The 13,738-nt window shown below is 48.0% G+C and carries 13 protein-coding genes; all 13 read left to right on the forward strand.

Annotated features, from left to right (window positions below):
* Positions 1-78 precede the first annotated feature (78 nt).
* The 13 genes from QZT18_RS11880 (at position 79) to QZT18_RS11940 (ending at position 13,728) form a co-directional block, all read left to right on the forward strand.
* Positions 79-1,266 carry an NADP-dependent malic enzyme gene (locus tag QZT18_RS11880; RefSeq protein ID WP_294148219.1) on the forward strand — a complete coding sequence of 396 codons (1,188 nt, stop codon included), beginning with the start codon at positions 79-81 and terminating at the stop codon, positions 1,264-1,266.
* Positions 1,267-1,308: 42 nt separating this feature from the next.
* Entirely contained in the window at positions 1,309-2,151 is an 843-nt protein-coding gene (locus QZT18_RS11885; RefSeq protein ID WP_294148220.1) for a fumarate hydratase, read from the forward strand.
* Between the two features lie 69 nt (positions 2,152-2,220).
* A complete protein-coding gene (locus QZT18_RS11890) occupies positions 2,221-2,772 on the forward strand; it encodes a Fe-S-containing hydro-lyase (protein ID WP_294148221.1) in 552 nt (183 codons plus the stop codon).
* A 5-nt stretch (positions 2,773-2,777) separates the two neighbouring features.
* On the forward strand, positions 2,778-4,007 hold the full coding sequence (locus tag QZT18_RS11895; protein ID WP_294148222.1) for an NlpC/P60 family protein: 1,230 nt from the start codon (positions 2,778-2,780) through the stop codon (positions 4,005-4,007).
* Positions 4,008-4,015: 8 nt separating this feature from the next.
* Positions 4,016-5,239 carry an N-acetylmuramoyl-L-alanine amidase family protein gene (locus tag QZT18_RS11900; protein WP_294148223.1) on the forward strand — a complete coding sequence of 408 codons (1,224 nt, stop codon included), beginning with the start codon at positions 4,016-4,018 and terminating at the stop codon, positions 5,237-5,239.
* 27 nt (positions 5,240-5,266) lie between these two features.
* Positions 5,267-6,472, forward strand: a complete 1,206-nt coding sequence (locus QZT18_RS11905; RefSeq protein ID WP_294148224.1) for an N-acetylmuramoyl-L-alanine amidase family protein — start codon at positions 5,267-5,269, stop codon at positions 6,470-6,472.
* Between the two features lie 345 nt (positions 6,473-6,817).
* A complete protein-coding gene (locus QZT18_RS11910; RefSeq protein WP_294148225.1) occupies positions 6,818-7,123 on the forward strand; it encodes a flagellar hook-basal body complex protein FliE in 306 nt (101 codons plus the stop codon).
* A gap of 20 nt (positions 7,124-7,143) precedes the next feature.
* Positions 7,144-8,736, forward strand: a complete 1,593-nt coding sequence (fliF, locus tag QZT18_RS11915; protein WP_294148226.1) for a flagellar basal-body MS-ring/collar protein FliF — start codon at positions 7,144-7,146, stop codon at positions 8,734-8,736.
* Between the two features lies 1 nt (position 8,737).
* Positions 8,738-9,754: a flagellar motor switch protein FliG gene (gene fliG / locus QZT18_RS11920; RefSeq protein WP_294148227.1), complete on the forward strand. Its 1,017-nt coding sequence runs from the start codon at positions 8,738-8,740 to the stop codon at positions 9,752-9,754.
* Positions 9,747-10,508, forward strand: a complete 762-nt coding sequence (locus QZT18_RS11925) for a FliH/SctL family protein (protein WP_294148228.1) — start codon at positions 9,747-9,749, stop codon at positions 10,506-10,508. Before fliG ends, QZT18_RS11925 begins: the two co-directional genes overlap by 8 nt.
* Before the next feature lie 19 nt (positions 10,509-10,527).
* Positions 10,528-11,832, forward strand: a complete 1,305-nt coding sequence (gene fliI, locus QZT18_RS11930; RefSeq protein ID WP_294148229.1) for a flagellar protein export ATPase FliI — start codon at positions 10,528-10,530, stop codon at positions 11,830-11,832.
* A 25-nt stretch (positions 11,833-11,857) separates the two neighbouring features.
* Positions 11,858-12,310 (forward strand): flagellar export protein FliJ, encoded by a 453-nt coding sequence (fliJ, locus tag QZT18_RS11935; protein WP_294148230.1) that lies wholly within the window; start codon positions 11,858-11,860, stop codon positions 12,308-12,310.
* Positions 12,311-12,351: 41 nt separating this feature from the next.
* Positions 12,352-13,728, forward strand: coding sequence for a flagellar hook-length control protein FliK (locus tag QZT18_RS11940; protein WP_294148231.1), 1,377 nt, complete (start codon positions 12,352-12,354; stop codon positions 13,726-13,728).
* Positions 13,729-13,738 lie beyond the last annotated feature (10 nt).

A 13,738-nucleotide genomic window follows, 5' to 3' on the forward strand; every position in this document is an offset into this window, starting at 1 on the left:
CCCTCTCACCATCCCGAACCCCGACCGTCCCGGCGGCGTTCTCATTCCTCAACTAGAAAAAGATCAAAAGGAGACATTATGAACGTAAATGAAGAATCCCTGAAGCTCCACTATGAGCTTGGCGGCAAAATCGAAGTAATTTCCAGAAAGAAAATCAACACAAAAGAAGATCTATCCCTTTTATACACCCCGGGCGTCGCGGAGCCGTGCCGGCGGATTGCCGAGGACTACGATCAATCATTTAAATTGACCAGGCGTTCCAATCTGGTGGCCGTGATTACAGATGGAACGGCGGTGCTTGGCCTGGGGGATATCGGGCCGGCCGCCGGAATGCCGGTGATGGAAGGGAAATGCGTTCTGTTCAAGGAATTTGCGGATGTTGATGCCTTCCCTCTCTGCATTGATTCTAAGGATACGGATACGATTGTAAAGACGATCAGCCTGATTTCCAAGAGCTTTGGAGGTATTAACCTGGAAGATATTTCAGCGCCCAGATGTTTTGAGATTGAGAGGCGGTTAAAGGAAGTCTGTGATATTCCCGTATTCCATGACGATCAGCACGGAACGGCTATCGTGGTGGCTGCGGCCATGATAAATGCAATTAAAGTGACCAGGAAAGAGATGGGGAAGATTAAAATTGTTATTAACGGGGCCGGAGCCGCCGGAATTGCCATCGGCAATCTGTTGCTCAGCATGGGCTTTGGAAATGTTCTGATGTGTGATATCAACGGAATTATCTGCGAGGGAGATGAAGGCCTGAACGAAGGGCAGGAGAAAATATCCCATATCAGCAACAGGGAGAAAGAGCACGGAACACTGGCCGATGCCCTAAAAGGAGCCGATGCTTTTGTCGGTGTCTCACGGCCGGGTCTTGTAACAAAAGAGATGGTGGCCTCGATGAACAATGGCATTGTCTTTGCCATGGCCAATCCGGTGCCGGAGATTATGCCGGAGGAGGCAATTGCAGGAGGAGCCGCCGTTGTAGGAACCGGACGGTCCGATTATCCGAATCAGATTAATAATGTCCTTGTATTTCCCGGTATCTTCAAGGGCGCCCTGTCGGTGCGTGCAAAAGAGATAACGGAGGAGATGAAACAGCAGGCGGCCTGCGCCATTGCGGCGATGATCCCGGACGATCAGTTAAAGCCGGATTATATTCTGCCGTCGGCCCTGGACAAAAATGTAGCTGTTACGGTGGCGGAGGCCGTGGCCGGGGAGGCAATCAAAAAAGGGATTGCCAGAACCTCGAAAATCCAGTATGATTAAGACAAATACAGGTCGAAAAAACGAATGGAAGAGGCATCTTTTATGAAAACAGTAAATGTTCAGGAAATAACGAAAAATATAAAGGAAATGTGTATCGAAGCCAATCATTTTCTTTCCGCTGATATGAAAAAGGTATTTGAAGCTGCTGTCCAGGAGGAGAAGTCTCCTCTCGGACAGCAGATACTCGATCAGCTGAAGGAGAATCTGGAGATTGCAGGTTCGGATATGATACCAATCTGCCAGGACACCGGCATGGCTGTCGTATTTATCAAAGTAGGACAGGAAGTTCATCTGGAGGGAGGATCTCTCACCGATGCAATCAATGAAGGCGTGAGACAGGGATATACGGAGGGATTTTTAAGAAAATCCGTTGTAAAGGATCCGATTTTCCGTGAAAATACAAAGGACAATACACCCGCCATTATCCATTATGAGATAGTGGAAGGAGATCAGGTTGACATCACCGTCGCGCCAAAGGGATTTGGAAGCGAGAACATGAGCCGGGTATTTATGCTGAAACCGGCCGACGGCATTGAAGGGGTAAAGGAATCCATCCTGACCGCGGTACGCGATGCAGGCCCGAATGCCTGTCCTCCTATGGTCGTGGGAGTCGGAATCGGAGGCACCTTTGAAAAGTGTGCACTGATGGCCAAACACGCCCTTACCAGGAACCTGGAAGAAGAGTCTCCTGTTGAATACGTGAGGGAACTTGAAAAAGAGATGCTGGAAAAAATTAATAAGCTGGGAATCGGGCCGGGAGGCCTGGGAGGCAGCACGACCGCGCTTGCCGTAAACATAGAGACTTATCCAACCCATATTGCCGGTCTTCCCATGGCCGTTAATATCTGCTGTCACGTAAACCGTCATGCTCACAGAGTACTTTAATCAGGGTTAAACAGGGAAACGTCCGGCATATAAAAGACAGGATAGGGTAACAGACGGAGGAAAGGTCAAATGGAGAAGAGAATTACAGCGCCGGTTGATAAAGAAACGGCAAAAAGCTTAAAAGCAGGAGATTATGTATACATAACAGGAACCATTTATACGGCGCGCGACGCAGCCCATAAGAGGATGCAGGAGGCGCTTCAGGAAGGTGAGAATCTCCCGATTGATATAAAGGGCAATGTCATATATTATATGGGACCATCCCCGGCCAGGGAAGGACGGCCGATCGGTTCCGCAGGCCCGACTACGGCCAGCCGCATGGACCGGTATACGCCGGAACTCCTGGATCTCGGCATGGGAGCCATGATTGGCAAGGGAAAGAGAAGTAAAGAAGTAATTGATGCCATTGTAAGAAACGGTTCCGTTTATTTCGCGGCAATCGGAGGCGCCGGAGCCCTTCTTTCAAAGTGCATCAAGGAATCAACCGTAGTTGCCTATGACGATTTAGGCACGGAAGCAATCAGGGAACTTAAGGTGGAGAATTTTCCGGTCATCGTTGTGATTGATTCGGAGGGTAATAACCTGTACGAGACCGCATTGCTGAAATATAAAGAAAATTAAAGGATATGAAGTGGGGGAAGGGCAGATTTGCAGAAACAGCGGTCCGGTCTGTGATACTACTTCTTCTGTTCCAGATGGTATTTGCGGGCGCCATCTATGCGACGCCCATCACACAGACAGAGAAAGATAAAAAGAAGTCACAGGACAGACTCGATTCTGTTAATCAGGAGATAGATACAATTCAAAAGAATAAGGATACCACAACACAGCAGGTGTCGGAACTGGAGGACAAACTGACCGCCCTTCTCGTCACAATCCAGGTTTTGGAAGAAGAGCTGGAAGAAAAGAAAACCTCACTGCGCGCAGCAGAAAAGGCCTTTGATCGGGCGGCTGCCGACGAGAGAGACCAGTACGATGCAATGAAAAAGAGAATCCGGTATGTCTATGAAAAAGGCGAACCCGATTATCTCGATATTCTCTTAAAATCCAACAGCCTGTCGGACGCACTCTGCGAAAATGAGTACTTCCGGCAGTTGTATGAATACGATCAGAACATGATACTCCGGTACAAGGAAGTCCGCTCCCAGGCGGAAGAACTGAAAAACCGGCTGGAAGAGGAAAATGCCGAGATGGAGGTCATGGAACAGGAATATCTGGCGGAAAAGAAGGAGCTGGAACAGACCGTTACCGCTAAAAAAACCGAGATATCCGATTTTAACGAAAAACTTAATAAGGCAAAAACAGATGCCGCCCTCTATGCAGATGACGTCAGAAAGCAGACGGAAAAGCTGAGAGTCATGAGGGCCGAGGAGAGGGAACGGCTGAAACAGCAGGCCCGCAATAACGGAAACCGATCGGGAAACGGCACTTCCATCGGCAGCCAGTTTAATAGAAGCCCCGCAAAAGGGAATACCGGAAAGCAGATTGTAAAAAGCACCGGCGGAACAGCGGAGGGAAGGGCGATTGCCGACTTTGCGCTTCAGTTTGTGGGAAACCCATATGTATGGGGAGGAACAAGCCTGACAAATGGCGCGGACTGTTCGGGGTTTGCCCAGTCGGTCTATAAACATTTTGGAATCAGCATCCCAAGAACATCGGCGGAGCAGTCGCAGTACGGACCAAAAGTGGCCTTTGATGATCTGCAGCCGGGGGATCTGGTGTTTTATGCCGGCCACGTGGCAATCTCCATCGGAGACGGGAGAATCGTCCACGCCAGTTCGGCAAAAGAAGGTATTAAAATCAGTGACGACGTCACATACAGAACGATTTTGGGGATCAGACGTCCCAGGGGGTAAAACGGACTATGGGAAAAATAAGTAAGAAATTAATAGGCATTTTACTGTTACTGTCGTTAAGCGGCAGTTCTTTTGCTGCCTATGGGGCGGAGACCTCCGATGAAATCACGAAAATATCAATTACCGTTGAATCCTCCATCGAAGCAGGAGATTCAGGCGCGGATGTAAGTGTGGCGGTCAGCAGTTCCCGCTACAGCGTCGACTCCTGGGAATTTTCAGGAAAGAGCAGTGGATGGAAAGCGGGCGAAGAACCGAAAATCAAGGTATACATCGGTGCAAACGACGAGTATTATTTCAAAAAAGGAATGAGTAAGAGCAAGGTATCCGTCCATGGAGGCGGTTCCTGTACCTCTTTAAAAATAACGGATGAGGGTGAGACGGCGGAACTCATTGTCAAATTAAAAGCAGTCAGCGGCACCCTGGGAAATACGGGGAGCGCATACTGGGATGAAGATTCCCTTGGAAAAGCAAAGTGGGACAAGGTGGAAAACGCCAATGCCTACGAGGTGAAGCTGTACAGGGGAAACACACTGGTAGAGCATAAGGACAAGGTAACGGGGACAAGCTGCAATTTCTACCCGTTTATGGATAAACAGGGAACCTATACATTTAAGGTGAGGGCGATACCAAAAGAGGGGGACGGCAAATATCTGGATTCAGGAGAATGGATTGAATCGGATGAGCTGGATATTGATAAAAAGGAAGCATCCTCATCCGGCCACTCGGGTTCCTCATCGACGGGAAGTTCCGGTTCCTCCCAGGGAGGCCCATCCAGTTCCGCAGGTACGCCTTCCGGCAGTCAAAATAACGGCTGGATTCGGGATCAGAACGGCTGGTGGTTTAAAAACCAGGACGGATCCTATACGAAAAACGGCTGGCAGTATATTAATGACAAATGGTATCTGTTCGACATGAACGGATACATGATGACCGGCTGGCAGAAGTATGGAACGGATGAATATTATCTCACCAGCAATGGAGATATGATTACGGGCTGGTATCAGGATAACCGGAAATGGTACTACTTCAGCCCGGAAGGGAAAAAGATGGTATCAAGCTGGATCCAGACGGACGGAAGCTGGTATTTTACGGGACCGGACGGTGTGAAGGCCACAGGCTGGCTCAAATGGAAGGATAACTGGTATTATCTGAATCCCGCCGATGGAAAGATGATGACAAACACGGTGGTGGAGAGTTATTATATTAATCAGGACGGAGTCTGGATTCCGTAAGAACAACTGAAAGAGGGGTAAGGTTTTATGCAATTTACCAGCAAAAAAATATGGACGGGGCTCATCGCGGCAGGTCTTGCGCTTCTGTGCGCAGGTCCGTGTTTTGCTGCCAGGAAACCCGAGACAAGGACTCCGATTACATTTATAAGAGTTGACGTAAGGTCGAATGTAGAGGCAGATACGGATTACGATGAAGCGACGGTTATGATAACAACAACGGATAACCAGTATGAGATAGGCTCTTATGAATGGGTCAAACCGCCGAAGGAATCCTGGAAAATCGGAGATGTTCCCAAAATCAAAATAAATATCCATGCAAAGACGGGATATTATTTCAAGGTAACGGGATCCAGCAAATATCAGATTACGGGAGGCGAATATGGTTCGGCCTCCAAAGATAAGAATTATGAGACGCTTTACCTCACCGTAAAGCTTCAGCCGGCAAGCGGAAAGCTGGACGAGCCGGATGACGCAGAGTGGAAAGGATATCCGGTCGGGAAAGCCGACTGGGAAGCGGTGGAGGGTGCGGGAGCTTATGAACTCAAACTCTTCAAGGGAGAGCAGATTATCCACAGCGTGGACAGGGTAAGCACCACATTCTATGATTTCCATCCCTATATTACGGAGGCGGGGAGATATAAATTCTGTGTCAGGGCGGTTCCGAAAGATTCCGAGGAGTTAAAATACATGACCAGCGGAGACTGGGTTTACTCCGATGAACTGAGAGTAGATGCGGACGAGACGTCACCTTTTGTGGACAACGGAGCGGGCGCGACACCGTCGGGACAGAATATGACGCCGAATGATCTGGGCTGGCGGCACGACAAGAACGGCTGGTGGTACCGAAATGCGGACGGCAGTTATCCGGCCGGAGACTGGGCGGCCATTGACGGCAAGTGGTATCTGTTCGACGGCGGCGGCTATATCCTGACCGGCTGGCAGAATAAAAACGGCAAAAAATACTATATGAACAGCAACGGTGAGATGCAGACCGGATGGCTGGAACTCGATAAGCAGTGGTATCTGCTGGGAGACAGCGGGGAAGTGCAGACCGGCTGGGCCAATATCAACGGCAACTTGTATTACATGGACGGTGACGGAAGAATGCAGACCGGATGGCTGTTAAATAACGGAAACTGGTATTATTTAAATCCATCGGACGGAAGCATGATGAGAAATGTGACAATCGACGGCCGGTACGTGAACGGAGACGGTATCTGGGCCAACAGGTAACAGTCCGGGAATCGGAAAACGGACGGAAAGCAAACAAAAAGCAAACAAAAAACAAATAAAAAACAGACTAAAAACAGACAGATAAAAAAGTAGAAAAAGGCAGAAGCGGAGAATATGTTTTAGATAAAATAAGCTCCATTTCTGCTTTTTTTGGTCAAAAGAAAAAATCACTAAAATTTTATTTATATTATGTAAATTTCCAGTAAAATCCAATGGACTTTGATATTTACATTTTATCGCTGGAATGTTATGATAATTAAAAAGTTACAAAAAAATTAATTTATTTACATATTTTGCGTAAGAAAAAAGAAAGAAAAAATACAAAATTGTATTGAGGAAACCGCTATGTTTATAGTTCCGATCACAAAAATGGATATGGTTTCGTTTCTGGAAGAAGCAGGGAAACCGAGTGGAGGCAGCAAGAGGCCGGAAAAAGAGTTTAAGAACATATTACAGGAAGCAATTCAGACGGCGCAGGAAGAAAGCGCCAAAGGAGAAGAGGTGGACAGATTACTGGCCACAGGGCAGATTGACGATCTGCATACCGCACTCATCCAGGCTGAGAAAAGCGCCGCAGCAATTGAATTTACAACACAGTTAACAAGCAGGGCCGTAGGTGCCTATAATCAAATAATGGGGATGCAAATCTAGTTATATTTGCAGGATAGAGTATGGGAATTAATGATAAATTAAAAGGAATTCCTGCCTTTTTAAAGAGCAGGAACGGAAAAATAGCAGCCGGCATAGGTACGGCTGCAATTGTTGCGTTACTTGCAACAGTTTACCTGAATACGAAAAACAGTAACTATGAAGTTTTGTTTCCCGGAATATCGAGAGAAGAGAATGCAGAAGTATTCGCCGTTTTGCAGAGTAAAGACATAGAAGCAAAACGAAATTCAGATGGGGAAGTTATAGTACCGGAAGCGGAAATAGGGGATGTCATGCTTGACATGTCTGTATTAGGTTATCCTAAAACGGCGCTTCCTTTTGATATATTCTCGAATAACACGGGTTTTACCACAACAGAATTTGAAAAAAAACAATATTTATTATTAAATTTACAGGACAGGATGGAGCGGACATTAAAAGACATGAACGGTGTTAAGAATGCCATCGTCACTTTGAATGTTCCGGATGACAGTACCTATGTGTGGGAAGAACAGGATTCTGACAGCACGGGTTCTGTCTCCCTGTCCTTTTTTCCGTCCTATGAGCTTTCACCCGATAAAGTGGCGGCAATTAAGAAACTGGTGGCGAACAGCGTGCCCCGTCTTCTCCCGGAAAATGTAGCGGTAATTAATGCAGACACAATGCAGGAGCTGGTATCCGGCGATGTGGGGGACGGAAATCTGTATGGATTAAGCCGCCTCGATTTTGAGGAGCGCGTGGAAGAAAAGCTGGAAAATAAGATCAAAAATGTACTGGCGCTCGGATACAAACCGGGCCAGATCAGAGTTTCGGCTACGGTTGTAATCGATTACGACAAGATGATCACGGAAGACCTCCGCTATGTGCCGGAGGAGAACGGACAGGGAGTTGTAAAGGATTTCCAGGAACAGGGAGGCACAGGCGGAACTCTGCCCGGAGCCGGAGGGGTCGCCGGTGAGGAGAATAATACCGACATTCCCACCTATGGAGGAGCCGCGGGCGGCGGAACAGCCGGCCGTAACGGTGATTATTACCGCAATGTGGATTATATCGTAAGTTACATAAAACGCCAGATAGAGAAAGACAATGTGGAGCTTCAGAAAGCCACGGTGGCGATTTCCGTTAATGACAACAATCTGACGGAGACAAAGAAACAGCAGTTGATCGAGGCGGCTTCCAAGGCGGCGAATATAGCGCCCGAAGATATCGTTGTGACCAGCTTCAAACAATTGGAAAATACCGAGGCCAAGGTACCGGATGCAGTTCCCGCACAGTCGGACGGAGCGGCAATCTGGAATAACCGGCTGATTCTCTATGCGGCGGCCGCGCTGATTATTCTGATCCTGATGTCGATTATCATGATGATCAGGAAAGGTAAGAAGATTGCCAGGGAGGACGAGGCCTTATTCGGCCCGGCGGACGGTCTGATCATTCCGGAGGGCGGACCCCTTGAGGAGGCGGTTAACCGTGCAGAAGACAATGCGGTTAACATAGAACTCAGTGAAAAGATTAAGAAGAGCCAGAATCCTGCTGAGAAGGTAAAAGACTTTGCTAAGACAAATCCCGAAATCATAGCGTCTATGATCAGTTCATGGTTGAAGGAGGCTAAGAAATAATATGGCAGACGAAGAAAAAACAATGATGAACCCCGCGGAGAAGGCGGCGGCCGTCATCAGTATCATCGGGGCGGAAACGGCTTCCGAAGTGTTCAAATATCTGAATGATGGTGAAATTGAACAGATATCCATAGAACTGGCCCGGCTTCCGAGATTGAATGATGCGGAAATAGAGGATATATCGAAGGAATTTTATGAGTGCTGTGTCACACAGAAGGTGATATCCGAGGGCGGTAAGGACTACGCAAAAGAGGTTCTTGAAAAGGCGTTCGGACAACAGCAGGCCAGAAACCTGATGGACCGGGTGACCAAAGCACTGAAGACCAAGTCGTTTGGTTTTATCAGAAAGGTAGATTATAAGAGTCTGATGAGCGTTGTTCAGAATGAACATCCTCAGACACTGGCCATGATACTTTCCTACGCAACACCGGAGCAGGCGTCACGTATCATTGTGAACCTTCCCAGAGAGACACAGATTGACGTGGTGGAGAGGGTGGCCAATATGGATCGGGCCTATCCTACGGCCGTCAAGATTGTGGAGGACGTGGTGAGGCGGAAAATTGGTTCTTCCGAATCGGAAGAAGCCATGGAAGTGGGAGGCCTCAACTACATAGCCGACGTGATGAACCACGTGGACAGAAGCACGGAACGTGATATCTTTGATGAACTGAACATCAAGAACCCGCAGCTTGCCGAGAATGTCAGAAAGCTGATGTTTGTATTCGAGGATATCGCCTACCTGGATCCGCTTTCCATACAGCGCTTTATCAGGGATATCGATTCCAAGGATCTCGCCGTTGCGCTTAAGGTAGCCAATAAAGAAGTGACGGGCGCCATATTCTCCAATATGTCCAACCGTATGAGGGAGAGCATCCAGACGGATATGGAGTACCTGCGGAATATCAGGATGAGTGACGTGGAAGAGGCTCAGCAGCGGATTGTAGGCACCATCAGAAGACTGGAAGAGGATGGGGAGATCGTAATTTCCAAGGATGGAAAGGATGAGATAATTGTCTAAGATCATAAAATCAGATGAGGCGGTACTGGAAGATTTCCGCGTCGATCTTTACCATGTGAATGACGTGGAGGAGCCGGAAAAGGAACCCGATTCTGTCGGGGAGGAAGAGTACCGTAAAAAGTATGAACTGATCTCCAAAGAAAAAAAGCAGATTCTGGAACATGCCAGAATCCAGGCAAAACAGTCGGCATCGAAAATCTTAGAGGATGCCTACGCCCAGAGAGATAAAATCGTAAATACCGCCGAGACGGAAGCAGAACGTCTGAAAGAGGCGGCCAGGAAAGAGGGTTACGAGGAAGGAATCCGGGAATCGAAGAAGTTTGTCGAAGAAAGACTGGAAATCCTGAACCGGGAGATAGACGGTCTGAACCGGGTCCAGAAGGATATGTTTGATGAATTTAACCGGGATATCCTGGATCTGGCCTTTAATATGACGGAGAAAATCCTGAAAAAGACACTGGAAAAGGATGAGACGGCGCTTTTAGAGCTTGTCAAATCGGTTCTCCGGGAAGAGGCGGGCAAAAGTGATCTGACGGTCCATCTTTCGAACCGCGCCTATAAAATGTTTGAAGAATTAGAACAGCAGCTTGAACCCATCAGGGAACAGAGCGGCAGAAACATAAAAATAAAAAAAGACGATATTCCATACAGTGATGTAAAAGTAGAGACAGAGGAGGGGATAGTGGATGCCTCCATCTCCGTACAGTTGGAAAATCTGAAAAAGTTTCTGGATGAATACAGAGAAGATAACTGACTGTTTTCGGGAGAAGTTTATGGATATAGAACGGATGGAAAGCCAGTTGAGAAATACCAGTCTGTACCGGTATTTAGGCAAAATAGATAAAATCGTAGGAACGACCATAGAATCGATAGGACCCGAATGTAACATAGGAGATGTCTGCAGCGTTGAGATTCCCGGAAGTCCTAAGAAGGTATTTACGGAAGTCGTCGGTTTCCGTGAAAACAAAGTACTGCTTATGCCATATGATGAGATCGAGGGCATAGGATACGGCAGCGCCGTAAAAAACACGGGGCATAAATTAAACATCGCGGTGAGCAATGAACTGATAGGCAGAACCGTGGATGCCCTTGGTTATCCGATGGATGATCTCGGAGACATCAAAGAGGGAGAATATTATAAAATCAGCGGACAGAAGTCCAATCCCATGTCCCGTCCGCAGATTGACACGGTCATTCAGATGGGAATCAAGGCCATTGACGGCATGCTCACCATCGGCAAGGGCCAGAGAATGGGGATCTTTGCGGGAAGCGGAGTGGGTAAAAGTACGCTGATGGGCATGATAGCCAAAAATGTAAAGGCGGATGTCAATGTCATCGCGCTGGTCGGGGAGAGAAGCCGTGAGGTTGTGGAATTTATAAAGCGCGACCTGGGGGAAGAGGGATTAAAACGCTCCGTTCTCGTTGTGGCCACTTCAAACCAGTCGGCCATGATGCGGTCGAAATGTCCGATGACGGCCACCGCAATCGCCGAGTATTTTAAGGATCAGGGAATGGATGTCCTTCTGATGATGGACTCCCTCACCAGATTTGCCATGGCACAGAGGGAAATCGGTCTGAGTGTGGGGGAACCGCCGGTGGCAAGGGGGTATACACCTTCAATCTATTCGGAGTTGCCGAGGCTCCTGGAGCGGTCGGGAAACTTTAAGGAAGGTTCGATTACAGGAATTTATACGGTTCTGGTGGAAGGAGACGACACCAACGAACCGATATCCGATACGGTCCGGGGAATCATAGACGGACATATCATTCTGTCCAGAAAGGTGGCTGCGAAAAACCATTATCCGGCCATAGACGTTCTGAACAGCATCAGCAGACTGATGAACGAGATTGTGCTTCCGGAACAGAAAGAGGCGGCCAACAAGATAAGAAAAATGTTATCCGTATACGAAAATAATGCGGATCTCGTGGCAATCGGCGCCTATAAAAAGGGCAGCAACAAGGATCTGGATGAGGCGCTGGCAAAGATGGATCAAATCAACGGATTTTTACAGCAGAAAACGGACGAAAGTTTTGACATGGACGAGACGGTACTCAAGATGATTAAATTAACCGAATAAATTCTGATGAATCGGAGAAAAAGATATGAAGAAATTTTCGTTTTCACTTGCGAGAATGCTGAATTATCAGGAGCAGATACTGGAAAAAGAAAAGGGAACCATGGGCCGTCTGATCGCGGAGCGCGATGAGATGGAATCAAGGCAGGGCGTAATTCTGGAACAGATGGATCAGATTCACGGGGAGATGGACCGTGAAATCCAGAAGGGGACGACCATTTATCAAATCAATGTTTTTACGGCCGTCATAAAAAGCGGTAAAACGCAGCTGGAAGAACTGAAAAAGCATATTTTGATCCGCAACTCCGAAATTGAGAGGCAGCGGCAGGTAGTAATCGAAGCATCCAGAGAGGTAAAGAAGCTGGAGAAGCTGAAGGAAAAACAACTGGAGGAATACCGTCACAGTGAGCAGAAAGAACAGGAGGAGTTTATTTCCGAACATGTCTCCGAGTCTTTTGCACGCCGCGGCGTTTCCAAATAAATAATTTAAAATATTGATTTGCCTGGAAAGGTGGTGAGATTATGAATGTGCAGATCATGAAAACGGCAGTCCGTACGGGAGAAACAACGGCGGGCAGGAAGCCGGAAAAGGAAAGCCAGGGAGACTTCTTATCAATCCTGAAGGAACAGTCCAAAGGCCGCAGTAATGAACCCGTAAAAAAGACGGAGAAACCGGCGGAAAAGACAAAAAAACAGGAACCGTCAAAGGAACAGAGGGAAGCCGAGGCACTGAGCGGTCAGACAAATCTGGATAACCGGAGCAACCAGGATGAAAACAGGGTGACCGAAAAACCGGATGAAAGTAAGAACATGACGGAAAACGGGACGGAACCTCAGCAGGAATCAGTAGTAACGGCTGCCGGTTATTTTCAAATGGCAGAGGAGATGGTTCCCGACAATGCGGAGGGCAAATCCAGCCGGACGGTTCCGGACGGCAGCCGGGAGATTCTTAACAGCGCCCTGGAAAATGTAAAACAGCGGCAGGTTAGCGCAAACGTAAGCGAAAACAGGACAATGGCGGGACAGCAGGCGGATATAGCGGCAGCTTCAGCAGACGGAAATGAAAATTTTTTGGCTGCGCTGGAAAACCGTGCAAAGCAGCCGTCTGTAAATAACGGATTCCAGGAGATGAAAGAAACAGCCGTATCCAAGGAACCGCAGCCGGTATTTGAAAAAGCGGTTATGGCGGGAACGCAGACGGAAAACAGGGAAGAACAGACGGGAAATTCCACCAAAGAAGGTAATGAATTTACGAAGTGGTTTTCTCTGGATCACGCAGTCCGCGGAGAAAAAGTCCGGGAAAGCGGTGAATCGGAAGAAAAACAGGGAGCTGTAACACTGGAGGATCTTCAGAAAAAAGCGGAACAGCAGTCAATACTTCCGTTTGAGCGTATGGTTGGAGCCAAACTTTCGGGAGGAGCCGCAGCGCCGGTGATGAGCAACAAGGGCGTTACCGATGCAACGCCGCTGGCAAACCAGGTCAAAACGGGAATTGAGGAGGGACTGTCCAAACAACTGAATCAGTTTACCATCCGCCTGAAACCGGAGGGACTGGGAGAAATCCTGGTACATATGACATCGTCGGGAGGTAAGGTAGCCTTAAGTATCGGAGTCAGCAATATGGATACCCAGAAGCTGCTGTCCAGTGAAATGATGCATCTGAAGGAGTCACTGCAGCCGCTGAATGCGGAAGTTCAGGAGATTTATCACAACAGCCAGGGCGGCATGGAGATGATGAATTACGAACAGGGATTTTTCAGAAACCAGCAGGGAAACGGCGCCGGGAATACACGCAGGCATTTTGCGGGAAACGGCGAAGAAGAGGAAGGTGAGGAGGACCGGATAACGGGAACCATTGACCTTCACGCAGAGTATGGACGGCTTTCCGCCTATATTTAATAAAGGGAAA

Origin of the sequence: uncultured Clostridium sp. (assembly GCF_900547735.1) — a bacterium.
Lineage (GTDB): Bacteria > Bacillota > Clostridia > Lachnospirales > Lachnospiraceae > Otoolea.

Coding starts and splice junctions, on each gene's coding strand:
- fliG (WP_294148227.1), top strand. CDS start 8,738: ATGGCAGACGAAGAAAAAACAATGATGAACCCCGCGGAGAAGGCGGCG.
- QZT18_RS11890 (WP_294148221.1), top strand. CDS start 2,221: ATGGAGAAGAGAATTACAGCGCCGGTTGATAAAGAAACGGCAAAAAGC.
- QZT18_RS11885 (WP_294148220.1), top strand. CDS start 1,309: ATGAAAACAGTAAATGTTCAGGAAATAACGAAAAATATAAAGGAAATG.
- QZT18_RS11905 (WP_294148224.1), top strand. CDS start 5,267: ATGCAATTTACCAGCAAAAAAATATGGACGGGGCTCATCGCGGCAGGT.
- fliF (WP_294148226.1), top strand. CDS start 7,144: ATGGGAATTAATGATAAATTAAAAGGAATTCCTGCCTTTTTAAAGAGC.
- fliI (WP_294148229.1), top strand. CDS start 10,528: ATGGATATAGAACGGATGGAAAGCCAGTTGAGAAATACCAGTCTGTAC.
- QZT18_RS11910 (WP_294148225.1), top strand. CDS start 6,818: ATGTTTATAGTTCCGATCACAAAAATGGATATGGTTTCGTTTCTGGAA.
- QZT18_RS11880 (WP_294148219.1), top strand. CDS start 79: ATGAACGTAAATGAAGAATCCCTGAAGCTCCACTATGAGCTTGGCGGC.
- QZT18_RS11900 (WP_294148223.1), top strand. CDS start 4,016: ATGGGAAAAATAAGTAAGAAATTAATAGGCATTTTACTGTTACTGTCG.
- QZT18_RS11940 (WP_294148231.1), top strand. CDS start 12,352: ATGAATGTGCAGATCATGAAAACGGCAGTCCGTACGGGAGAAACAACG.
- QZT18_RS11895 (WP_294148222.1), top strand. CDS start 2,778: ATGAAGTGGGGGAAGGGCAGATTTGCAGAAACAGCGGTCCGGTCTGTG.
- fliJ (WP_294148230.1), top strand. CDS start 11,858: ATGAAGAAATTTTCGTTTTCACTTGCGAGAATGCTGAATTATCAGGAG.